Genomic DNA, 21,034 nt, shown 5'->3' with positions numbered 1-21,034 from the left:
GTTAATGCCCACTTGCGTTAGTGAGGGTCTGCTGGTCGCAGACTCCCACCACGGTCAGTCCGGGCAACCGGGCGCTAACGGTGCCGCCGGCCCTCCAAAAGCGGGCGGCACGGGAGAAATCCCCCTAAACGACCGCGTCATCAACAACATAAACCATGTCACAACCCGTTAAATCCGAAGTCATCGCCCAGTACAAAATCCACGAGAAGGACACCGGCTCCAGCGACGTCCAGATCGCGCTGCTCACGGCTCGCATCAATCACTTGACCGAGCACCTGCGCACGCATCGCAAGGACTTCCACAGCCGCCGCGGCCTTCTCCAGATGGCGAGCCGTCGTCGCAAGCTCCTTGATTACGTCAAGGCCGAGGACCTCGCCAAATACAACGACCTGCTGCAGAAGCTCAGCCTGCGCAAGTAACCGATTTCACGAAGGGCGACCCACCGACGGGTCGCCCTTCGTTTTAGCTCCCCTCACACGGACCAGCGCCCGGGACATTTCAGCTTACTTCTCCCTCATTTGGTAGGTCGGGCTTCACGCCCGAAACGTCGGGGACCAACCCCGACCTCCATCCCGAGAGAGCCGTAATCCGAAATTTCTCGGCACTGATTCAGAGGGCGCCACGAAACCGGCAACCCCCACCCCGCGCCGCCGCCGCTTTGGCGTCGTCGCACCCCGGGCCCTGAGCGGCCCACCCTAGTCATACCATGAATCAGAAACACAATGTCACCGTCGCCGGGATGAACCTCACGTTCTCCACCGGCTCCATCGCCCAGCTCGCGGGCGGCGCCGTCAACGTCAACGTCGGCGAGACCAACGTCCTCGTCACCGCCTGCGCCGCGCAGACCATGCGCCCCGGCCAGGACTTCTTCCCGCTCACCTGCGACTACCGCGACAAGTACGCCGCGGCCGGCCGCTTCCCCGGCGGCTACTTCAAGCGCGAGGGCCGTCCCTCCGAGCGCGAGATCCTCATCTCCCGCCTCTGCGACCGCCCCTGCCGCCCCCTCTTCCCCGAGGGCTTCCTCAATGAGGTCCAGATCATCGGCACCCTCCTCTCCGCCGATCTCATCCACGACTCCGACATCGCCATGGTCAACGGCGCCAGCGCCGCCCTCGCGATCTCCGACATCCCCTGGAACGGGCCCATCGGCTGCGTCCGCGTCGCCCTCATCGACGACGTCTTCGTCGCCAATCCCACCATCGAGCAGATGTACTCGTCCGCGCTCGACCTCATCTACGTCGGCAACGAGAAGGACATGCTGATGATCGAGGGTTCCGCCGACCAGATCGCCGAGGACAAGTTCATCGAGGCCCTCGCGTTCGGCCACGCCTCCATCCAGCCCATCATCGCCGCCATCCGCGAGCTGCAGAAGCTCGCCGGCAAGCCGAAGGCCACCTTCAAGCTCGTGGGCGCCACCCCCGAGGCCCGCGCCATCATCGAGCGCGTCGTCCCCGCCGAGCGCGTCTCCGCCGCCATCTTCGGCTACGAGAAGAACGTCCGCTCCGCCAACGTGAAGGCCCTCAAGGAAGAGGCCAAGGCCGCCCTCACCGCCGAGCTCGGCGCCGACAAGTTCACCGATGTCGACCTCAACGTCGTGTTCGAGGACCTCCAGTACAAGGCCTACCGCGCCACCGTCCTCGCCCAGGGCCTCCGCTCCGACAAGCGGGACGCCAAGTCCCTGCGCCCCCTCAAGGCCCAGGTCGGCGTCCTCCCCCGCGTCCATGGTTCCGCCATGTTCCAGCGCGGTGACACCCAGAACATCGCCCTCGTCACCCTCGGGCCGACCAAGGAAGCCCAGGACATGGACGGCCTCACCGGCGGCGCGACCTCCAAGTCGTTCATCCTCCACTACAACTTCCCGCCGTTCTCCGTCGGCGAGGCCGGCCGCTTCATCGGCCCCGGCCGCCGCGAAATCGGCCACGGCGCGCTCGCCGAGCGCTCCCTCGTGCCGATCCTGCCCCCCGAGGACGTCTTCCCCTACTCCATCCGCGTCGTCTCCGAGATCATGGCCTCCAACGGCTCGACCTCCATGGCCTCGATCTGCGGCGGCTGTCTGGCCCTCATGGACGCCGGCGTGCCGATCATCGCCCCCGTCGCCGGCATCTCCTGCGGCCTCATGACCGAGATGGACGCCAGCGGCGCCATCACCAAGTGGACCACCATCACCGACATCCTCGGTGAGGAAGATCACTTCGGCGACATGGACTTCAAGATCGCCGGCACCACCAAGGGCATCACCGGCTTCCAACTCGACCTCAAGATCAACGGCCTGCCGTTTGAGATCGTGAAGGCCGCCGTCCACCAGTGCCGCGAGGCCCGCATCGAGATCCTCAAGACGATGCTCGCCTCCCTGCCGGCCCCCCGCAAGGACCTCAGCCCCTACGCCCCCCGCATCCAGACGATCCAGATCGATCCCGAGAAGATCGGCCTGCTCATCGGGCCCGGCGGCAAGACGATCCGCCGCATCACCGAGACGACCGGCGCGCAGATCGACATCGCCGACGACGACTCGGGCAAGGTCTTCATCTACTCGAACAATGCCGACGCCATGAACCGCGCCGTGCAGGAAATCGACGCCCTCTGCGGCGGCGGTTCCCAGATCGAGATCGGCAAGATCTACACCGGCCGCGTCACCGGCACCAAGGAGTTCGGCGCCTTCGTCGAGTGCATGCCGGGCAAGGAAGGCCTCGTCCACATCTCCGAGCTGGCCGACTTCCGCGTGCGCCGCACCGAGGACGTCGTCAAGGTCGGCGACTCCATCACGGTGAAGTGCGTCGGCATCGACGAGCGCTCCGGCAAGGTCCGTCTCAGCCGCAAGGCCGCGATGGCCGAGCTCGAGGCCCAGAAGCAGGCCGGCGGCGCCCCCGCCGAGGCCGCCCCGGCCCCCGAAGCCCCCGCCGCCCAATAAGGTGAAGCGCGTTGCCCCCAACGCGCTTTTCTCCCTCCCCCTCAAGCCGCGACGCCAGTCGCGGCTTTTTTATGCCCCCTGCCTTAACTGTAGGGCGGGGTCGCCGAACCCCGCCTCGAACGCGATATCATGCCCGAAAAAAGGCGGGGTTCGGCGACCCCGCCCTACAACCGACTCATTCTGGCGCCCCCAACCCTACTGCTTCGACTCCGGCGCCGCGTCCGCCGGATTCCGCCACGTGGACGCCATGCCGAGAAACCGGGTGTCCTCCAGGTTCACCTTGTACTGCGGGTAGAGCTTCCGTTCCAGACCGCTGGTGTTCTGGCCGAACCGGGACGAGGAATACGCGATCATCGCGGCGGCCTTCTCCGCAAAGCTGTTGCCGGGCGCCCGCATGCTCATGCGCGTCACCCACTGCAGCTTCGGGCGCTGCTGGCGCACGGTCCGGTCGAAATCGTAGGCCGAGAGAATGATGTAATAACGGGCCTCCTCGATGTCGGCGATGAGCTCGTTGTACAGGTCGCCGCCGCCGGCATAGCGCTGCGGTCCGTCGGCCTGGTTGATGTTGCCCATGTAGCCCAGGAGGTGCGCCGTCCGCGCGTTCGATTGGTTGCGGGCCCGGTTGTTCATGTCCTGGATGATCATCGCATTTTGCAGGTAGCTGTCGGCGGCCTCCGCCTCCATGTCCTCGACGCTGCCCGTGAGCGTCATCTCGGACTGGGTCTGGGTGCCGGCGTTGGCATTGGCCGCCAGGGACGCCTGATTCTTCAGCGACATCATGTTCATCGCGTCCACCACGTTGTCCAGGCCATCGCGGTACACCGCGTCGGCAAAGGGCCGCGTCTGGCCCCAATTCACCACCAGCAGGTGATCCACCTGGTCGGCACTGGCCGCCGGATAATAACCCTGCCGCGCCAGATGCTGCGCCAGCACCGTGGCCAGCGCGACAAACGGCACCCGGCCCTGCGCGCTGTCGCGGATCGTGCCCTCGGCCGGCCCGCCGTTGACCAGCGTGTAGTATTCCCGCTCCCACTTGCCGTCGGGCCCTTTCACCCGTTTGTAGTCCTTGGCTGTCTTGGCCATGACCGAGGTCAGCACCGAGTAATCGTCGTTCGCGCGCCCGAGCGTCGCGAGCACCAACAGGCTGGTCAAAACACCGATCAGCCGCGAGGGAAGGAACGTGGTTTTCATGACAGAGAGGAGTCTAGTGAAACGGGGTTGAAAAGAAAGCCATCAGCAGAATCAACCCCGGTCCGTGCCTTTCCCCTTCAACTTCCCGGCCATTGCCTGCTCGTGACGGGACCTGCCTCAAGGTGGAACCTGACCTCCGGGCAGGTTGGCTCGGATCCGCCGCGCCCGCCCCACACGCCATCGGACAATCCCCTTAAATTCAGCTACTTGCCCCCGTCCTTCGCCGCCGGCCGGACCGCCGGCGCCGGCTCCTTGGCCTCGCCGAGGAACTTCAGGTCGCCGAGCTCGACCACGCCCTTGCTTTCCTCGCCGCGAACCAGCTTGCCGCTGTCCTGACCGAAATATTTCGAGGCGCCCTTCATCATGGCCGCCACACTGTCATCAAACCGGTTGCCCGGGGCCCGCACGCTCACGCGCGTCTGCCATAGCAGTTTCTTCTCCTGCCGCTTCACCAACGGCTCAAAGGCATAGGCGGACACGATGATGTAGTACCGCGACTCCTCGACGTCGGCGATCAGGTCGTTGTAGCGGTCACCGCCGCCGGCCCAGCGGCGGATGTCGTTGGATTCATTGAGATCGTCGAGATAGCCGAGCAAGCGCGCATTGGGCAGGTTGATCTGGTCGCGGACCCGATTCTCCATCGCGAGCTTCATCATCTCGTTCTCGAAAACCTCCCCGGCGGCCACCACGGCGGCGTCGGCACTCGGGGCCGTGCCGGGACCGCCCCCCAGGGATTTCAGGTTCGCCATGGCCGAGGCGGCGTTGCCCACGCTCGTGGCGTAGTTGCCGCTGTTGAAGGTGAGCGTCACGCCCCAGTGCAGCACGATCATCAGCGTCGCCTGGTCCGCCGTCTGCGCGTAGCGGTAGTTCTGCCGGGCCAGCAGGCGGCTGGCGACCTCGGCGATCTCCGGATACTGGATGCGGTCGACCGTCACGTCACTGCCCGTGCCTTCGATCCGCCCGCCGTTGGCCAGCGCATAATACTCGGGCTTGAAGGAACCGTCCGGCAGCTTCGTGCGCTGGTAACCGGACCCCACGCGACCCGAGATCGCCGTGGCGATCAGCTCCTCGGCGAACGCGGACGTGCCCAGTCCGGACAACAGCAGCAAGACGGCGGCATACCGGCCGGTTCGGGCCATGACGGAGGGGATCTTCATTTCTGTTTAGTGGGAGGGGTTTCCTTCGCTTCGCCAAGGAATTTCAGGTCGCCCAGCTCGACCGTGCCCTTGCTCTCCTCGCCCCGGACCAGCTTGCCGCTGTTTTGCCCGAAGTACTTCGCGGCGCTCCTCATCATCGCCGCCACACTTTCATCGAAGGCGTTGCCGGGCGACCGCACGCTCACCCGCGTCTGCCACAGCAACTTCTTTTTCTGCGTCTTCAGCAGTTCCGGGAAATCATAAGCCGAGACCACAATGTAGTAGCGGGACTCCTCCACCTCGGTGATCAGGTCACTGTAACGATCGCCTCCGCCGGCAAATCGGCGGATGTCATTCGAGTCGGCCAGCTCGTCCATGTAACCGAGGATCTGCGCGTTTTTGGTGTTCAACTCGTCCCGGACCCGGTCGTTGACCTGCGAAGTCAGAAAGCTGTTCTCCACCGAAGCCGCGGACTGGGTCACCGCGACCTCCTCATTCGTCCCGAACTGGATGCTCCGACCCATGCCGTTGGTCGTGGTGGCCACCCGATCCTCGCCCGGGTACGAAGGGGGCACCCCCGCCGCTTCCTGCCTTTTCATCTCCGCCGCCAAGTCCCGCTGCGTCCGCTGAAAATCCTGCGCCGCGACTTGGGCCGCCGCAATCGCGGCATCCCGGTGCGCCCCGTTGGGTGCGAGCGTGCCGCCCCAGTTCAGCACCAGCAGCAGTTTCGCCTGCTCCTTCGTCTTGGCATAATAATAATACTGCTGGTCCAGCAGCGGGATCACGATCTTGGCCACGTCGCGATAGCTGACCCGGTCCACGGTGCTGTCGCTCGTCGTGCCTTCGATGAGACCGCCGTTGCTCAGCGCGTAATACTCGGGCTTGTAGCTCCCGTCCTTGGCCTTCACGCGCTTGTAGCCGGGGTCGATCTTGGCATACACTGCGGTTGCGACCTTTCCCGCGTCCGCGCCCACGGCGGCCGCCGCCACGGCCAGGATCGTGACCGCCAGGACGGCGTACCGGCGGGTTTTCATTTTTCCTCCTTGGCAGGAGGTTGGTTCACTTCCTTGGCCTCGCCCAGGTATTTCAATTCCCCCAGCTCGACCGTGCCCTTGGTCTCCTCACCGCGAACCAGCTTGCCGCTGTCCCGGCCGAAGTATTTCGCGGCGCTCCGCATCATCGCCGCCACGCTGTCGTCGAAGGTATTGCCCGGTGAACGCACGCTCACCCGGGTCTGCCAGAGCAGTTTCTTTTTCTGGGTCTTCACCAGTTCCGGGAAATCATAGGCCGAGATCACAATGTAATACCGCGACTCCTCCACCTCGGTGATCAGGTCGTTGTAACGATCGCCGCCGCCGGCAAATCGGCGAATGTCATTCGAGTCGGCCAGTTCGTCCATATAACCTAGGACCTGCGCGTTCTTGGTGTTGAGCTCGTCCCGGACCCGGTCGTTGACCTGCGAATTCAGGAAGCTGTTCTCCACCGACACCGCGGCCTGGGTCACCGCCACCTCTTCATTCGACCCGAACTGGATGCTCCGTCCCATGCCGGTCGAGGTGGTGGCAACCCGATCCTCACCCGGGTACGAGGGGGGTTCCCCCGCCTTTTGCCTCGTTGCCATCGCCTCCGCCAGGTCTCGCTGGGTCCTTTGAAAGTCCTGCGCCGCCTCCTGGGCCGACGCAAGCGCGGCATCCCGGTGCGCCCCGTTGATCGCGAGCGTGCTGCCCCAGTTCAACACCAAGAGGAGCTTCGCCTGCTCCTTCGTCTTGGCGTAATAATAATTCTGCTGGTCCAGCAACGGGATCACGATCTTGGCCACGTCGCGATAGCTGACCCGGTCCACCGTGGCGTCGCTCGTTGTGCCTTCGATGAGCCCGCCGTTGCTCAGCGCATAATACTCGGGCTTGTAGCTTCCGTCCTTGGCCTTCACGCGCTTGTAGCCGGGGTCGACCTTGGCATACACGGCGGTTGCGACCGTTTCCGCGGCCGCCGCCACCTCGGCCGCTGCCAGGACCAGGATCGTCGCCGTCAGCACGGCGTACCGGCGGGCTTTCATTTTTCCTCCTTGGGGGCCGGTGTATTCACTTCCTTGGCTTCACCCAGATACTTCAGCTCGCCCAGCTCGACCGTGCCCTTGGTCTCCTCGCCCCGGACCAGCTTGCCGCTGTTCTGCCCGAAGTACTTGGCGGCGCTCCGCATCATCGCCGCCACGCTGTCGTCGAAGGTGTTGCCCGGTGAACGCACACTCACCCGGGTCTGCCAGAGCAGTTTCTTCTTGTTGGTCTTCGCCAGCTCCTTGAAATCGTAGGCCGAGATCACGATGTAGTACCGCGACTCTTCCACATCGGCCAGCAGGTCGTTGTACCGGTCGCCCCCGCCCGCCCAGCGCCGGATATCGTTCGAGTCGGCCAGTTCATCCAGGTAACCGAGCACCCGGGCGTTGTGCTGGTTCAGCTCGTCCCGGACCCGGTCGTCGTTGAACAGCTGCAGGAACTGGCTCTCGACCGCCACCGCGGTGTGGTGGGCCGCCATCTCCTCATTGTTGGCCCATTGCGGGCTCCGGCCGAGCCCGGCGGCCGAGTTCTTGCCGATATCCTCGCTCTCGTAGGTGGCCACCCGGGCCGCGTTGGCATCCCCTTCCGCCACCGTGAGCGTGTCCATGATGGCCCGGGCGGCCGCGACATTCATCTCCTTGTGGACGCCGTTGGGCGCGAGCGTGGTGCCCCAGTTCAGGACCAGCAGGAGGGTCGCCTGCTCCTTCGTCTTGGCGTAATAGTAGCTCTGCTGGTCCAGCAACGGAATCACGAGCATCGCCACGTCGCGATAGCTGACCCGGTCCACCGTGATATCGTTCATCGTCCCGCGGATCAGCCCGCCGTTGCTCAGCGCATAGTACTCGGGCTTGAAGCTCCCGTCCTTGGCCATCGCCCGCTTGTAGCCGTTGCCGATTTTCGCATAAACCGCCGTCGCGACGGTATCCGCCGCCCCGCCAGAGGCCGCCGCCGCCAGGGCGAGGATTATGACCGCCAGCATTCCGTATCTCGTGGATTTCATTTTTTCTCCTTGGTGGGTGATTGGTTTGGTTCCTTCGCCTCCCCCAGGTATTTCAAATCCCCCAACTCGACCCGGGGCAAGGCCTCATCACGGCGCACCAGCTTGCCGCTGTCCCGGCCGAAATAAAGTGAGGCGCTCTTCAGCATCGAACCGAAACTCTGGTCGAAGCTGTTGCCCGCCGAGCGCACGCTTACCCGGGTCTGCCAGAGCATCTTCCTCTCCCCCTTTTTCTCCAAAGCGGGGAAATCGTACGCCGAGATCACGATGTAATAGCGGGGTTCCTCGATGTCGGTGAGCAGGTCGGTGTAGCGGTCTCCCCCGCCGGCCCAGCGTTGGATTCCGTTGGCGTCGTTGATCGCATCCAGGTAGCCGAGGATCTTGGCGTTGGGCAGGTTGATGGCGTCGCGCGCCCGGTTTTCCTCCTGAATCTGGAACAGGGCTTCCATCGACACGCCGCCATTCACCGCCGATCCGGTCGGGGCAAACATTTTCTCTTCCGCCTGCAGATTCACCGCCTTGGCGAGCGTATTGACCGCTTGCCCGTAGTTCACGGTGTTGTGACTGAGCGTCGCCCCCCAGTTCAGCACGAGCAGCAGCTTCGCCTGCTCCTTGCTCTGCGCGTAATGGTAATTTTGCGTTTGCAGCAGCCGCGCCGTTATCTCCGCCACCACGGGATAGGTCACCCGGGCAATGGTATTGTCACTCGTAGTCCCCGCGATCAGCCCGCCATTGCTCAACGCGTAATATTCCGGCTGAAAGCTCCCGTCCGGCCCCTGGACCCGCTGGTAACCGTGGCCGACCTTGCCATACACGACGGTGGCCACGGTCTCCGGGGCCGCCCCGGCATCCGCGGAGACCGCGAAGAGGAGGACAACCCCGATCAGGATCTTGCCGGTTGCTGGTTTCATTTCTTCTCTTTGGCGGGGGTTTTCTCCGGTGCCTTGGCCTCACCCAGGTATTTCAATTCCCCCAGCTCGACGGTGCCCTTGGTCTCCTCGCCGCGGACCAGTTTGCCACTGTTCTGGCCAAAGTACGCGGAGGCGCTTTTCAACATCGCCGCCACGCTTTCGTCAAAGGCGTTGCCGGGCGAACGCACGCTCACTCGCGTCTGCCAGAGCAGTTTCTTTTTCTGGGTCTTCAATAGTTCCGGGAAGTCGTAGGCCGACACCACGATGTAATAACGGCACTCCTCCACGTCAGTGATCAGGTCATTGTACCGGTCGCCGCCGCCCGCCCAGCGCCGGATGTCATTCGAGTCAGCGAGATCGTCGAGGTAGCCCAGCACCCGGGCATTCTGCTCATTCAATTGGTCCCTGACCCGGTCGTCGACCAGTCCGCGCAGGAACCCGCTCTCCACCGTCGCGGCGCCATAGGTCACCGCCACCTCCTCGTTGGTGGCCCATTGGATGCTCCGCCCGCGCCCCTCAGTCGTGTTCTTGCCGACATCCTCCCCGACATAGGTGGGCGCCACGACCGTCCGGGCGTCGTCCTCCAGAATCTGGAGCGTTCTCATCGCAATCCGGGCGCTCGCGATATTCAACTGCTGGTGCATGCCATTGGGTGCGAGCGTGCCGCCCCAATTCAGCACCAGGAGAAGCTTCGCCTGCTCCTTGGACTTGGCGTAATGGTAGTTCTGCTGGGCCAGCAGCTCCATGGCGATCTTGGTCACCTCGGGGTAGGTGACCCGGTCCACCGTGATGTCGCTGATCGTGCCGTAGATGCGGCCACCATTGCTGAGTGCGTAGTACTCGGGCTTGTAGCTCCCGTCCTTGGCCTTCACCCGCTGGTAGCCGTTGCCAATGTTGGCGTAGACCGCCGTGGCCACCGTCCCGTCCTTTTCCTCGCTGACGAGGGGAGCCGCCCAGGTCAGGACCGTGACCGCCAGAATGCCGTAACGCATGGTTCTCATTTTTTCTCCTTCGTTGGTGTCTCGATCGCTTCCTTCGCCTCACCCAGGAATTTCAAATCCCCCAGCTCGACCGTGCCCTTGCTCTCCTCGCCCCGGACCAGCCGGCCGCTGTCCTGCCCGAAGTACTTCGACGCGCTCTTCAGCATCGCCGCCACGCTGTCGTCGAACGCGTTGCCCGGGGAGCGCACGCTCACCCGCGTCTGCCAGAGCAGCTTCTTCTTGTTGTGTTTCGTGAGCTCCGGGAAATCGTAGGCTGAGATCACGATGTAGTAGCGCGACTCCTCCACGTCGGCCAGCAGGTCGTTGAAGCGGTCGCCCCCGCCTGCCCAGCGGCGGATGTCGTTCGTGTCGGCGAGGTCGTCCATGTAACCCAGCACCCGCGCATTGTGTTCGTTGAATTGGTCCCGCGCCCGATTGTCTGCGAAGATCTGGATCATGGCAGCCTCAAACCGGGCTATGGCCTCCTGGGGGTCGACATTGGGTTGCCCATTAAGAGAAATGTCGCCACTCCCCCGGATGGCATTTGCATCCTCCACGCCTGCGGCGCGGAGGGCATTCTGCAAATCGGCAAAAGCCGTTCCAGCCAGAGTAATCGCTTGGTCGCTGTTGACCCGGTTGAAAGCGATGGTCGAACCCCACTGCAGCACCAGCAGGAGCTTCGCCTGTTCCTTGCTCTGCGCATAATGGTAATTTTGCTGCGCCAGCAGCCGGGCCGCGATCTCCGCCACCTGCGGATAGGTCACCCGGTCCACTGTGAGGTCACTCGTCGTGCCATAGATGCGCCCCCCGTTACTCAGCGCGTAATACTCCGGCTTGAACGCCCCGTCCTTGCCTTTCTCCCGCTGGTAGCCGTGGCCCACATTGGCGTACACCGCGGTCGCGACGGTCTCGTCCGCCGCCCCGCCGGTCACGGGGCCTGCGAAAGCCAGCACCAAACCCGTCAGGATCGTGGCGGAAATCCGGTTCATTTCTTCTCCTCCGCGGGTTTCTTACCCGGTTCTTTCGCCTCCCCCAGAAATTTCAAATCTCCCAGCTCGACCACTCCCTTGCTCTCCTCGCCCCGGATGAGCCGGCCGCTGTCCTGCCCAAAATACCTGGCCGCACCCTTGAGCATCGCGGCGAAGCTGTCGTCGAACCGGTTGCCGGGCGTGCGCACGCTCACCCGCGTCTGCCAGAGCAGCTTCTTGTTGTCGTGCTTCAGCAGTTCCGGAAAATCGTAAGCCGAAACGACAATGTAGTAACGCGACTCCTCGACATCGCCGATCAGGTCGGTGTAACGATCGCCCCCACCGGCCCAGCGCCGGATGTCGTTTGCATCGGCCAGATCATCCATGTAGCCGAGCACCTTGGCGTTCCGCTCGTTGAGTTGATCCCGCACCCGGTTGTCCATGAGCAGTCGCAGCATAGCGGTTTCAAAACCGTCGTCAGCACCAGGATCGCCCGCGCCAACATTAAGGGGCGAACCGTCCGGATTCGTCGTTTGTGAGCCAGCGAAACCACGACCGGGACCCTGCGGACCCATGGCCGCGACCAGTTCGGCGTAGGCCGAGGCCGCGGCATCGACGCTGAGGCCGTAGGTCGTGCGATCGAAGCCGATGGTGTTGCCCCACTGCAGCACCAACAACAGAGTCGCCTGATCTTTGCTCTGGGCATAATGGTAATTCTCCTGTGCCAGCAGCCGGACCGCGATCTCGGCCACCTCGGGATAGGTGACCCGGTCCACCGTGAGATCCCGCGTCGTACCATAAATCCGCCCGCCGTTACTCAGGGCGTAATACTCCGGCTTGAACGCCCCGTCCTTGCCCTTCTCCCGCCGGTAGCCGTGGCCCACATTCGCGTACACCGCGGTCGCGACGGTCCCGTCGGCAGCCGTCAAAACACCGACCGTCAGGGCGAGCAGGAGCAAACCAGACAAGAGGCCATGCGGGGACGGGGACATACGGACAGGGATTGGGGTTGGTCGCAGCCTGCCAAGATGGCCCTCTCGGCGGGCGGTCGCGGGGGTAACGCAACTTCAACGCCCGGACCCGGCCGGCGCAAACCTGTTCCCCGCCCTTTGCTCTCCCAATAGACTGAACGGGGGCTACTCCACCTCGATCAGCCGCTGGATATGGTGCTCCGGGATGCTCACGACCGACCCGTCCGGCCGGGCCAGCCGCACCCGGCCGTCCTGCTCGATGCCGGCAAAGGCCCCCTGCGACTCCGCCAATTCCACCTCACCGGCCGCCTCCAGCCACACATGCCGGGGCACCCCCCAGCATTCGTTCAGGACAGCCGCCATACCGGCCAACCGCCTCGACTCGAATTCCTGGTGGGCCCGGCGCATCCCTGCCAGCACCGGCTCGAGCAATTGCGCCGGACCGGTCAGCGCCCGGTCCGTGTGATCCAGCAACCGCCCCGCCACGTAACGCAACGCATGGTCCGTCAGCCATGGCCGGTTCGTGATGTTGATGCCCAGGCCGACCAGCAGCGTCCGCGGCCCGCCCTGCTCCACCAGGATGCCGCCCACCTTGCGCGGGCCGATCATCAGGTCGTTGGGCCAGCGCAGCCGCAGGTCCTCGATCCCCAGCTCCGTGAGCGCGTTCAGCACCCCGCGCCCGATCGCCAGGGCGAACCCCCGCCAGGCCAGGGCATCGCCGTCAAAGGGCACGACCGCCGAAACGTAAAGCCCGCCGGCATCGGACGTGAAGCTGCGATCCCGCTGCCCGCGTCCGGCGCTCTGCGCGTCTGCCACGACCGCCGACCACGCCGGGAGCGGCCGCGCCAGTGCCTGTGTCGACTCCACGACCGCATGGTGCGCCACTTTCCAGCCGCCGGCCGTCATCGGCTCGCCGGCCGGGCCGGATCCCGCGGTCATTTCATGGGCAGAGGGCATGGCGGAAAAGGGTTCAGCCCCGCGTCTCCGGGGCCTCCGCGGCGCGTTGGGCGGCCCGCTGACCGAGGCGCGACGCAAACCAGAACAAACCGGCCGGCACCAGCAGGTACCCGGCCACCAGCACCACCGCCTGGGTCCGCCCTTCGCACAGCGGCGCGATGACCCGCACGCCGACCACCCCCACCAGCGCGACCGCCGGGCCGGACAGCCAACGCAGGATCGGATGGGCGGGAGCGTTCATGGCGTTACTTGAGCAGCGGCACGAGGGAAACGTAGATGCCGGTGAGGATCGCGGTCGTGATCACCCCGCTGATGTTCACCCCCAGCGCCTCCGGCAGGATGATGACATCCGGCGCCACGGCACTGACTTCTTTCTGCGCCACCTTGGCGGTGGAAGGCACGCAACTTACCCCGGCGATACCGATCACCGGGTTGAACTTCCGCCCGGTGGCGATGTACAGGATGTAGCCGCCGATGATGCCGCCGATGCCCGAGAGCAGCAACGCGATGATGCCAAGGACGAGCAGCAGGAGCACCTTGGGATTGAAGATCGTGCTCGCCTCGCACAGCACCCCCAACAGCAGCCCGAGGAAGAACGTGGCCCCGTAGAGCAGCGTGTTCTCGATCATGCTGGTGAAATACTGCAGCCCCGCCTCGCGGACCGCCACGCCGACAAACAGCGACAGCAGCAGCGGCGAGGCCGACGGGAAAAGGAGGCAGAGGAACGTGCCCGCCACGAAGGCGAAGGCCAGCTTCTCGCCGGAGGAAATCCGGACCGCCTTGGTCGGGGCCGGGCGGATCGCCCGCAGCTTGGCCGGGACCAGAAAACGGATCAGGTAGGGATAACCGCCGTAGGTCAGGCCGAGATAAAGGTAGGCCACCACCGTGATCGGTACGAACAGGTGCTTGGCCAGCTTCAGCGACGTAAAGAGCACCATCGGGCCGTCCGCCCCGCCCACCATGGCGATGGACGCGGCCTCGTTGAAATTCAGGCCCAGGGCCACGGCGATCGGAAAGGTCGCCACCGTGCCGAGCTCGGCGCAGAGTGCGAGAAACATGCTCTGGAACGGCCGCGCCAGCAGGAAACCCACGTCGAGCAGTACGCCGATGCCCATGAATACCAGGCACGCGATGAGGCCGTTGCTGAACGCGAAAGTGTAGATCGGCTGCAGAAAATCGATCTGCAGCATGTACATCAGGTCGTCGGTGCGCTCCACAAACGGCGCCAGCATCAACGTGCCCGGGATGGTGCCATCCGCCAGGACGGGCTGTCCCGTGCTGCGCGCAATGACCGCCGCCGTGGTGGGATCGAGAAACAGCACGCCGGCGTTCACCATCGCCATGCCCAGACCCATCGGGATCATCAGCAACGGTTCCAGCACGCCCTTGCGCCCGTAGTACACGAGCACGCCGCCGAGCACGATGAGCCCGAGCCGCGCGGCGATCATCGGCCAGGGGCCGTGGCCAAACGAGGTGAGGCCTTGGAAAATGTTGGCGATGTCGGAGAGGTTCATCGGCGGAAGGTCACTGGCCGCCGCCAAAACGGCGGACGAGCACGAAGAGGAGTTTGATCAGCCCGGCGACGAGCAGGGAGATGGCCCCGGCCAGGGCGAACATGACGAGGGCCGAGGTGACAGCGGTGGTGAACATGGGAGGGAAGTGGGACGCCAGTGAGGGCCGGCAGGATCAGCCGAGAACCAGCAGGGGCCGGCCTTCCTCGATGGCCGAACCCGGCGTGGCAAGGATCGCGGTCACCTTGCCGGCCTGCGGCGCGAATACGTAGGTGTTCATCTTCATCGCCTCGACGGTGGCGAGTTGCGCGCCTTCCGCGACGGCCTGGCCAAGGGTGACGTCAATCGAGACGACCTTGCCCGACAGGGGGCTCAGCACTTCGCCGGGAACGCCGGCGGCCGGACGAGCGGCCACGGGGGCCGGCGCGGCGGCCGGGGCCGGGGCCGGCGCACTCGCAGGGGCGGCGGGAGCCGCAGCGCGCGGTGTAGCCGGAGCCGCCGATGCGGCCGTCGGCTCGCCGAGGATTTCGACCGACACATTGAAGATTTTGCCGTCAACCGTGACGCGGAGGTTTTTCATGATGGGAATGGGAAGAGTGGTTCAGCGCACCTTGTGCGAGGTATAGATCTGGCGGCGGCCCTCGAGCGACCACGGGAGCATGACATTGTCCCCGCTCGCGGGCTGGAGGACCACGGAGGTGACCCGGGCCGAAGCGCCCAAGGTGACGTAAACGGCCGCGGCGATCGCCGCCTGGATCTCCGGCGTGAGTTCCGGCTCGGCCACCACGACGGGTTTGGGGCGCACGCGCGGCACCGGATCGGGATGCGTCGCCGCCAGCCAGCGACCGAGGCCGGCGACGGCGAACATCAGGACCGTGATGCTGACGAGAACCCAGATCAGGTTCAGCCAGGGAAAACCGGCCGTCTCGGCCAGGGGAAGATGCAGGAAGCCAGACATGATCAGAGCGGCATGTTGCCGTGTTTCTTGGGCGGACGGGTTTCGCGTTTCGAGAGCGTGTTGCGCAGCGCCATCGCCAGGGTGCCGCGGGTCTGCGCCGGCTCGATGACGTCGGTGATCAGGCCCTTGCGGGCCGCCTGGTAGGGCGAGGCGAACTTGTCGCGGTATTCCGCGGCGAGTTCGGCCTCCTTGGCCTTCGGATCCTTCGCGGCAGCAATCTCACGCTTGTAGAGGATTTTCACGGCGCCCTCGGCGCCCATCACCGCGATCTCGGCCGTCGGCCACGCGTAGACGAGGTCGGCTCCCATGTCGGAGCTGCACATCGCGAGGTAAGCGCCACCGTAGGCCTTGCGGAGAATGAAGGTGATCTTCGGCACGGAGGCCGCCGCATAGGCGAAGAGCATCTTCGCGCCGTGGCGGATGATGCCCCCGCGCTCCTGGGCCACGCCCGGCATGAAACCGGGGATGTCCACGAGCGTGACGATCGGGATGTTGAAGGCGTTGCAGAAGCGGATGAACCGCGCACCCTTGTCCGACGAGTCGATGTCGAGCGTGCCGGCCTTCACGATTGGCTGGTTGGCCACGATGCCGCACACGATTCCCTGCACGCGGCCGAAGCCGACGACCAGGTTCTTCGCCCACTCGCGATGCACCTCGAGGAAATCGCCGTTGTCCACCAGCCGGCTGATGATCTTGTTGATGTCGAGCGGCATCTTCGCATCGGACGGCACCAGCTCGTTCATGACCGGGTCCGGCGCCATGTTCAGACTCGGCGTCGGCGCGTGTGGCGGATCCATCACGTTGTTCGCCGGCAGGAAGGCCAGCAGGCGCCGCGCGAGGGCCAGCGCCTCGGCGTCGTCCTCGGCCGTGAAATGCACATTGCCGCTGACACTGGCGTTGACGGAGGCACTGCCGATCTCGTCCATGGTAACCGTCTGACCGGTCGCCGCCTTGATGACCTCCGGGCCGCAGATGAACATGTTGGCGTTCTTCCGGGTCATGATGATGAAGTCCGTCAGCGCGGGGCTGTAGGCCGCGCCGCCGGCGCAAGGACCGGCGATGATCGAGATCTGGGGCATCACACCCGACGCGAGCACATTGCGGTAAAAGACCTGGCCGTAGCCGGAGAGCGAGTCGTCGCCTTCCTGGATGCGGGCGCCGCCCGAGTCGTTGATACCCACCACCGGGATGCCCGCCCGCATGGCGTAATCCATCAGGTCACAAATCTTCTTGGAATGGATCCGGCCGAGCGCGCCGCCGCCCACGGTGAAATCCTGGCTGAAAACCGCCACCGGGCGGCCGTCGACATAACCGACGCCGGTGATGACGCCGTCGCCGGGCATCGGTTTGCCCTCCATGCCGAAATCATGGCAATCGTGGTCGGCATGCAGCCCCCACTCCATGAAGGTGCCGGGCTGGAAGAGGGCCTCGACGCGCTCGCGCGCGTTCATCAGGCCTTTGGCGCGACGCGCCTCCAGCTTGTCCTCGCCGCCGGCGGCGCGGGCGGTCTTCCGCCGGGTTTCCAGTTCCTTTAAAAAACGGGCTTCGATGGCCATGGTGGATTCCTCAGTGCGCCGCCGGGGCGCCGGGTTGGACCGCGCAGAGCTCAGTGAGCACCCCGCGCGTGGATTTCGGATGCAGGAACGCGACCAGCTTGCCGGCCGCGCCCTCAAAGGGTTTCTCGTGGATCAGCCGCACGCCGGCGTCCGCCGCCTGCTTCAGCTGGGCCGTGATATCGTCGGTCCGAAACGCCACGTGGTGGATGCCCTCGCCGCGCTCGGCGAGAAACTTGGCGATCGGGCTTTCGGGTGCCGTCGGCTCCAGCAGTTCCAGGTGCACGCCGCCGGCATCGAAGAAGGCCGTGCGCACTTTCTGTGACACGACTTCCTCCCGGCCGAGGCAACGCAGCCCCAGGGCTTTTTCGTAGAGGGGCACCGCTTCGTCCAGCGAGCGGACGGCGATGCCGAGGTGGTCAATGGCTTGGATCATGGCGAAAGGATTGGTCGAACGACGCCAGTCTACCCGAAGCGGTCCGACCTCTCTCCGCACATCTTGCCAACTCATGCGCACTGCTAATCGTGCGCACGAAATATTCCGCTCATTCGCCCTGCTTATGCAGGTGCACCGCGGCGATTTTCTCCCATAAACGACGCGCGCCGGCCGCCGGGGAAAGCGTACCCGCTGACACTTGCGCGATGACCTCCGCCTGCACGGCTTGCACCGCCGGACTCGCCAGCAACCGCGCGCGCAGCCCCTCCTCCACGAGGGTCTCCAGCCACGCCAGTTCCTGGGCGCGCCGCCGGGCGGCAAACTCGCCGCGCCCCGTCGCCGCCGTAGCATATCCTTCCACCGCGGCCCACACGGCCCCCACTCCCTCGCCGGTTTGGGCGGAACAGGTCAGCACGGGCGTTTGCCACGCGCCCTGCTCCCCGGTGAGATAATGCAGCGCCTGCGCGAATTCCATCCGCGCCGCCTCGGCGCGCAGCTTGTTCTCCCCGTCCGCCTTGTTCACCACCAGCACGTCGGCCAGCTCCAGGATGCCTTTCTTCATCCCCTGCAGCTCATCGCCGGCCCCGGCGATCATCAGCACCACAAAGCAATCCACCATCCCCCGCACGACCACCTCACTCTGCCCCACCCCGACGGTCTCGACCAGCACGGTGTCAAAGCCCGCCGCCTCGCAAAGGGAGATCGTTTCCCGTGTGCGTCGCGCCACGCCACCCAGCTCGCAACCGCTCGGCGAGGGCCGGATATAGGCGGCCGGATGCCGGGCCAGTCGCTCCATCCTCGTCTTGTCCCCGAGGATGCTGCCGCCGGTGACCGGGCTGCTGGGATCCACGCTGAGCACCGCCACCCGTCGGCCGGCCTCGCACAATTGCATGCCCAGGGCCTCGATGAAGGTGCTCTTCCCGGCCCCCGGCACGCCGGTGATGCCGACGCGCAGCGACCGACCCGCCCGACCCGCGACCGCCTCCAATAAAGTTTCCGCCGCCGGCCGGTGCCGCGGCGCCCGGCTCTCCACCAATGTGATGGCCCGGGCCAGCGCGGCCCGTTCCCCGGCCAGCAATTGCGGCACCAAGGCCGTGAGATCCGGCGCGCCCCCGCCCGGTCCGGCCGGGCGCGCGTCAGCCGCGGCCCCCGGCACCCCGGCCACAATCTTCGTGGCAAAGCCATCGCCCCCCTCCGGCGGCACCCAGTCCGGCTGGCTGGTTCCAGGCGGGGTCATGCGGAGTGCGTGAGGAGGAACCTGCGCGCCGCGCAGGTTCTTTCGTTGGCTCGCTGGGCGTGGAATCCCATGGCGAAACCGCGTCAGGCCGCCGGGACGGCGCCCAGTTTTTCCAGGACGATGGCCGCGGACTGCGGCACCGGTGTGCCGGGGCCGAAGATCGCCACCGCGCCCTGCTCGTACAGGTAGGCGTAATCCTGCGCCGGGATCACCCCGCCGCAGACCACCAGGATCTCCGGGCGGCCGAGCTTTTTCAGCTCACCGACCAGCTGCGGGAGCAGGGTCTTGTGGCCGGCGGCGAGCGAGCTCATCGCGACCACGTGCACATCGTTCTCCACCGCCATGCGCGCGGCTTCCGCGGGGGTCTGGAACAGCGGCCCGATGTCCACATCAAAGCCCATGTCGGCCATGGCCGTGGCCACGACCTTGGCGCCACGGTCGTGCCCGTCCTGCCCGAGCTTGGCGATCAGGATGCGCGGCCGGCGGCCTTCGCGCGTGGCGAAGGCGTCGGTCGACGCCCGGACCTGGGTCACATCCTCGCGGCCCGCGTAGGCGGCCCGGTAGACGCCGGCGACCGTGCGGATCTGCGCGGCGTAGCGGCCGTAATGCTTCTCGAGCGCGTCGGAGATCTCCCCGAGCGTGGCGCGTGCCTGCGCCGCCTCGATGCTCAGCGCGAGCAGGTTGCCCTCGCCCGTGCGGGCGCTTTCGCTCAGCGCGTCCAGCGCGGCCTTCACGCGGGCGCCGTCGCGCTCTGCCTTGAGCTGCTGCAGCTGCTTGATCTGCGCCTCGCGTACCGCCGTGTTGTCCACTTCCAGAATGTCCATGGGGGCCTCCTTCTCGAGTTGGTACTTGTTCACGCCGACGATGGTCTCGCGGCCCGAATCGATGCGGGCCTGCCGGCGGGCGGCAGCCTCCTCGATGCGCAGCTTCGGCACGCCGGTCTCGATCGCCTTGGCCATGCCGCCGAGCTTCTCGACTTCCTCGATGTGGGCCCAGGCCTTCTGCACGAGTTCGTGCGTCAGCCGCTCGACGTAATACGAGCCACCCCAGGGATCGACCACGTTGCAGATGCCGCTCTCGGCCTGCAGGAAAAGCTGCGTGTTGCGCGCGATGCGGGCCGAGAAATCGGTCGGCAGCGCGATGGCCTCGTCGAGCGAGTTCGTGTGCAGGCTCTGGGTGTGGCCCAGCGTCGCGGCCATGGCCTCGACGCAGGTCCGCGCGACGTTGTTGAAGGGATCCTGCTCGGTCAGCGACCAGCCCGAGGTCTGCGAGTGCGTGCGCAGCGCCATCGACTTCGGGTTCTTCGGGTTGAACTGCTTCACCAGCTTCGCCCACAGCAGGCGGCCGGCACGCATCTTGGCGACTTCCATGAACAGATCCTTGCCCTGCGCCCAGAAGAACGAGAGCCGCGGCGCGAAGGCGTCGATGTCCATACCGGTCTTGAGGCCGGTCCGCAGGTACTCGAGGCCGTCGGCCAGCGTGTACGCCAGCTCCAGGTCGGCCGTGGCCCCGGCTTCCTGCATGTGGTAGCCGGAAATCGAGATCGAGTTGAACTTCGGCATGTGCTGCGACGTGTACGAGAAGATGTCGGCGATGATCTTCATCGAGGGGCCGGGCGGGTAGATGTACGTGTTGCGCACCATATACTCCTTCAGGATGTCGTTCTGGATCGTCCCCGCCAGCTGCGCGGGCTTCACGCCCTGCTCGATTGCAGCCGCGATGTAGAACGCCAGCACCGGCAGCACCGCCCCGTTCATCGTCATCGAGACGCTGATGCGGTCGAGCGGGATGCCTTTGAACAGCGCCTGCATGTCGAGCACGCTGTCCACGGCCACCCCGGCCTTGCCGACGTCGCCCATCACGCGGGGGTGATCGCTGTCGTATCCCCGGTGCGTCGCCAGGTCGAAGGCCACCGACAGGCCCGTCTGGCCAGCCGCGAGGTTGCGCCGGTAGAACGCATTGGATTCCGTCGCCGTCGAGAAACCGGCGTACTGGCGGATCGTCCATGGCTTCAGCACGTACATCGTGGCGTAGGGGCCGCGCAGGAAGGGCGCGATGCCCGCCGTGTACTCGAGGTGTTCCACGTCGGCGAGGTCCTCAGGGGTGTAGACCGGTTTGACCGGGATCTGCTCCAAGGTCTGCCAGTCGGCGAGCGCATCGGGGCCGGGCGCCTCGAGTCGTGCGGCCCGGCGCCACGCGGCGGCGGTGCCGGTCTCGGGCGCGGTTTCAAAGGCAATCTGGGTGTAGTCGGGAAATTTCATGGCGC

Annotated in this window: 21 protein-coding genes; 2 read left to right on the top strand and 19 right to left on the bottom strand. The window is 65.6% G+C overall.

Annotation, left to right across the window (positions count from 1 at the left end):
* Positions 1–155: 155 nt before the first annotated feature.
* Together rpsO and pnp are read left to right on the top strand one after the other, a co-directional pair.
* Positions 156–419 (top strand): 30S ribosomal protein S15, encoded by a 264-nt coding sequence (gene rpsO / locus Verru16B_RS09665; protein WP_069962092.1) that lies wholly within the window; start codon positions 156–158, stop codon positions 417–419.
* Between the two features lie 287 nt (positions 420–706).
* Positions 707–2,908 (top strand): polyribonucleotide nucleotidyltransferase, encoded by a 2,202-nt coding sequence (gene pnp, locus Verru16B_RS09660; RefSeq protein WP_069962091.1) that lies wholly within the window; start codon positions 707–709, stop codon positions 2,906–2,908.
* A gap of 195 nt (positions 2,909–3,103) precedes the next feature.
* Here the strand turns inward: pnp and Verru16B_RS09655 are convergent, their stop codons facing one another.
* From Verru16B_RS09655 to scpA, 19 genes are all read right to left on the bottom strand, one after another.
* The gene (locus Verru16B_RS09655) at positions 3,104–4,099 is read right to left on the bottom strand and encodes a hypothetical protein (protein WP_069962090.1); all 996 of its coding nucleotides are present in this window, start codon (positions 4,097–4,099) and stop codon (positions 3,104–3,106) included.
* A 203-nt stretch (positions 4,100–4,302) separates the two neighbouring features.
* Complete coding sequence (locus Verru16B_RS09650; RefSeq protein ID WP_069962089.1) at positions 4,303–5,256, bottom strand: hypothetical protein; 954 nt, start codon at positions 5,254–5,256, stop codon at positions 4,303–4,305.
* Positions 5,253–6,269, bottom strand: a complete 1,017-nt coding sequence (locus tag Verru16B_RS09645) for a hypothetical protein (protein ID WP_069962088.1) — start codon at positions 6,267–6,269, stop codon at positions 5,253–5,255. The genes Verru16B_RS09650 and Verru16B_RS09645 overlap by 4 nt, the downstream gene beginning before the upstream one ends.
* On the bottom strand, positions 6,266–7,291 hold the full coding sequence (locus Verru16B_RS09640; protein WP_069962087.1) for a hypothetical protein: 1,026 nt from the start codon (positions 7,289–7,291) through the stop codon (positions 6,266–6,268). The genes Verru16B_RS09645 and Verru16B_RS09640 overlap by 4 nt, the downstream gene beginning before the upstream one ends.
* Complete coding sequence (locus Verru16B_RS09635) at positions 7,288–8,289, bottom strand: hypothetical protein (RefSeq protein WP_157772364.1); 1,002 nt, start codon at positions 8,287–8,289, stop codon at positions 7,288–7,290. The genes Verru16B_RS09640 and Verru16B_RS09635 overlap by 4 nt, the downstream gene beginning before the upstream one ends.
* Positions 8,286–9,197 carry a hypothetical protein gene (locus Verru16B_RS09630; protein WP_069962085.1) on the bottom strand — a complete coding sequence of 304 codons (912 nt, stop codon included), beginning with the start codon at positions 9,195–9,197 and terminating at the stop codon, positions 8,286–8,288. The genes Verru16B_RS09635 and Verru16B_RS09630 overlap by 4 nt, the downstream gene beginning before the upstream one ends.
* Positions 9,194–10,189: a hypothetical protein gene (locus Verru16B_RS09625; RefSeq protein ID WP_069962084.1), complete on the bottom strand. Its 996-nt coding sequence runs from the start codon at positions 10,187–10,189 to the stop codon at positions 9,194–9,196. Before Verru16B_RS09625 ends, Verru16B_RS09630 begins: the two co-directional genes overlap by 4 nt.
* Before the next feature lie 5 nt (positions 10,190–10,194).
* Positions 10,195–11,166, bottom strand: a complete 972-nt coding sequence (locus Verru16B_RS09620; RefSeq protein WP_069962083.1) for a hypothetical protein — start codon at positions 11,164–11,166, stop codon at positions 10,195–10,197.
* Entirely contained in the window at positions 11,163–12,137 is a 975-nt protein-coding gene (locus Verru16B_RS09615) for a hypothetical protein (protein ID WP_069962082.1), read from the bottom strand. The genes Verru16B_RS09620 and Verru16B_RS09615 overlap by 4 nt, the downstream gene beginning before the upstream one ends.
* Before the next feature lie 144 nt (positions 12,138–12,281).
* On the bottom strand, positions 12,282–13,073 hold the full coding sequence (locus tag Verru16B_RS09610) for a biotin--[acetyl-CoA-carboxylase] ligase (protein ID WP_083270245.1): 792 nt from the start codon (positions 13,071–13,073) through the stop codon (positions 12,282–12,284).
* 13 nt (positions 13,074–13,086) lie between these two features.
* A complete protein-coding gene (locus Verru16B_RS09605; RefSeq protein ID WP_069962080.1) occupies positions 13,087–13,314 on the bottom strand; it encodes a hypothetical protein in 228 nt (75 codons plus the stop codon).
* Positions 13,315–13,318: 4 nt separating this feature from the next.
* Positions 13,319–14,587 (bottom strand): sodium ion-translocating decarboxylase subunit beta, encoded by a 1,269-nt coding sequence (locus Verru16B_RS09600; protein ID WP_069963691.1) that lies wholly within the window; start codon positions 14,585–14,587, stop codon positions 13,319–13,321.
* Positions 14,588–14,597: 10 nt separating this feature from the next.
* Positions 14,598–14,723, bottom strand: coding sequence for a hypothetical protein (locus tag Verru16B_RS19050; protein ID WP_257785125.1), 126 nt, complete (start codon positions 14,721–14,723; stop codon positions 14,598–14,600).
* A 36-nt stretch (positions 14,724–14,759) separates the two neighbouring features.
* Positions 14,760–15,164, bottom strand: a complete 405-nt coding sequence (locus Verru16B_RS09595; RefSeq protein ID WP_179947395.1) for a biotin/lipoyl-containing protein — start codon at positions 15,162–15,164, stop codon at positions 14,760–14,762.
* 21 nt (positions 15,165–15,185) lie between these two features.
* Positions 15,186–15,542, bottom strand: coding sequence for a hypothetical protein (locus tag Verru16B_RS09590; protein WP_069962078.1), 357 nt, complete (start codon positions 15,540–15,542; stop codon positions 15,186–15,188).
* 2 nt (positions 15,543–15,544) lie between these two features.
* Positions 15,545–17,098 carry an acyl-CoA carboxylase subunit beta gene (locus Verru16B_RS09585; protein WP_069962077.1) on the bottom strand — a complete coding sequence of 518 codons (1,554 nt, stop codon included), beginning with the start codon at positions 17,096–17,098 and terminating at the stop codon, positions 15,545–15,547.
* A gap of 10 nt (positions 17,099–17,108) precedes the next feature.
* Positions 17,109–17,531: a methylmalonyl-CoA epimerase gene (mce, locus tag Verru16B_RS09580; RefSeq protein WP_069962076.1), complete on the bottom strand. Its 423-nt coding sequence runs from the start codon at positions 17,529–17,531 to the stop codon at positions 17,109–17,111.
* A 109-nt stretch (positions 17,532–17,640) separates the two neighbouring features.
* Positions 17,641–18,768 carry a methylmalonyl Co-A mutase-associated GTPase MeaB gene (meaB, locus tag Verru16B_RS09575; protein ID WP_069962075.1) on the bottom strand — a complete coding sequence of 376 codons (1,128 nt, stop codon included), beginning with the start codon at positions 18,766–18,768 and terminating at the stop codon, positions 17,641–17,643.
* 83 nt (positions 18,769–18,851) lie between these two features.
* A complete protein-coding gene (gene scpA, locus Verru16B_RS09570) occupies positions 18,852–21,029 on the bottom strand; it encodes a methylmalonyl-CoA mutase (RefSeq protein ID WP_069962074.1) in 2,178 nt (725 codons plus the stop codon).
* Between the last annotated feature and the right edge of the window lie 5 nt (positions 21,030–21,034).

It is taken from the genome of Lacunisphaera limnophila (assembly GCF_001746835.1).
Taxonomy (GTDB): Bacteria; Verrucomicrobiota; Verrucomicrobiia; order Opitutales; family Opitutaceae; genus Lacunisphaera; species Lacunisphaera limnophila.
The sequence above is the reverse complement of the archived record's forward strand: the minus strand, read 5'-3'. Positions and strand labels throughout refer to the sequence as shown.

Coding starts and splice junctions, on each gene's coding strand:
- rpsO (WP_069962092.1), top strand. CDS start 156: ATGTCACAACCCGTTAAATCCGAAGTCATCGCCCAGTACAAAATCCAC.
- pnp (WP_069962091.1), top strand. CDS start 707: ATGAATCAGAAACACAATGTCACCGTCGCCGGGATGAACCTCACGTTC.
- Verru16B_RS09655 (WP_069962090.1), bottom strand. CDS start 4,099: ATGAAAACCACGTTCCTTCCCTCGCGGCTGATCGGTGTTTTGACCAGC.
- Verru16B_RS09650 (WP_069962089.1), bottom strand. CDS start 5,256: ATGAAGATCCCCTCCGTCATGGCCCGAACCGGCCGGTATGCCGCCGTC.
- Verru16B_RS09645 (WP_069962088.1), bottom strand. CDS start 6,269: ATGAAAACCCGCCGGTACGCCGTCCTGGCGGTCACGATCCTGGCCGTG.
- Verru16B_RS09640 (WP_069962087.1), bottom strand. CDS start 7,291: ATGAAAGCCCGCCGGTACGCCGTGCTGACGGCGACGATCCTGGTCCTG.
- Verru16B_RS09635 (WP_157772364.1), bottom strand. CDS start 8,289: ATGAAATCCACGAGATACGGAATGCTGGCGGTCATAATCCTCGCCCTG.
- Verru16B_RS09630 (WP_069962085.1), bottom strand. CDS start 9,197: ATGAAACCAGCAACCGGCAAGATCCTGATCGGGGTTGTCCTCCTCTTC.
- Verru16B_RS09625 (WP_069962084.1), bottom strand. CDS start 10,189: ATGCGTTACGGCATTCTGGCGGTCACGGTCCTGACCTGGGCGGCTCCC.
- Verru16B_RS09620 (WP_069962083.1), bottom strand. CDS start 11,166: ATGAACCGGATTTCCGCCACGATCCTGACGGGTTTGGTGCTGGCTTTC.
- Verru16B_RS09615 (WP_069962082.1), bottom strand. CDS start 12,137: ATGTCCCCGTCCCCGCATGGCCTCTTGTCTGGTTTGCTCCTGCTCGCC.
- Verru16B_RS09610 (WP_083270245.1), bottom strand. CDS start 13,073: ATGCCCTCTGCCCATGAAATGACCGCGGGATCCGGCCCGGCCGGCGAG.
- Verru16B_RS09605 (WP_069962080.1), bottom strand. CDS start 13,314: ATGAACGCTCCCGCCCATCCGATCCTGCGTTGGCTGTCCGGCCCGGCG.
- Verru16B_RS09600 (WP_069963691.1), bottom strand. CDS start 14,587: ATGAACCTCTCCGACATCGCCAACATTTTCCAAGGCCTCACCTCGTTT.
- Verru16B_RS19050 (WP_257785125.1), bottom strand. CDS start 14,723: ATGTTCACCACCGCTGTCACCTCGGCCCTCGTCATGTTCGCCCTGGCC.
- Verru16B_RS09595 (WP_179947395.1), bottom strand. CDS start 15,164: ATGAAAAACCTCCGCGTCACGGTTGACGGCAAAATCTTCAATGTGTCG.
- Verru16B_RS09590 (WP_069962078.1), bottom strand. CDS start 15,542: ATGTCTGGCTTCCTGCATCTTCCCCTGGCCGAGACGGCCGGTTTTCCC.
- Verru16B_RS09585 (WP_069962077.1), bottom strand. CDS start 17,098: ATGGCCATCGAAGCCCGTTTTTTAAAGGAACTGGAAACCCGGCGGAAG.
- mce (WP_069962076.1), bottom strand. CDS start 17,531: ATGATCCAAGCCATTGACCACCTCGGCATCGCCGTCCGCTCGCTGGAC.
- meaB (WP_069962075.1), bottom strand. CDS start 18,768: ATGACCCCGCCTGGAACCAGCCAGCCGGACTGGGTGCCGCCGGAGGGG.
- scpA (WP_069962074.1), bottom strand. CDS start 21,029: ATGAAATTTCCCGACTACACCCAGATTGCCTTTGAAACCGCGCCCGAG.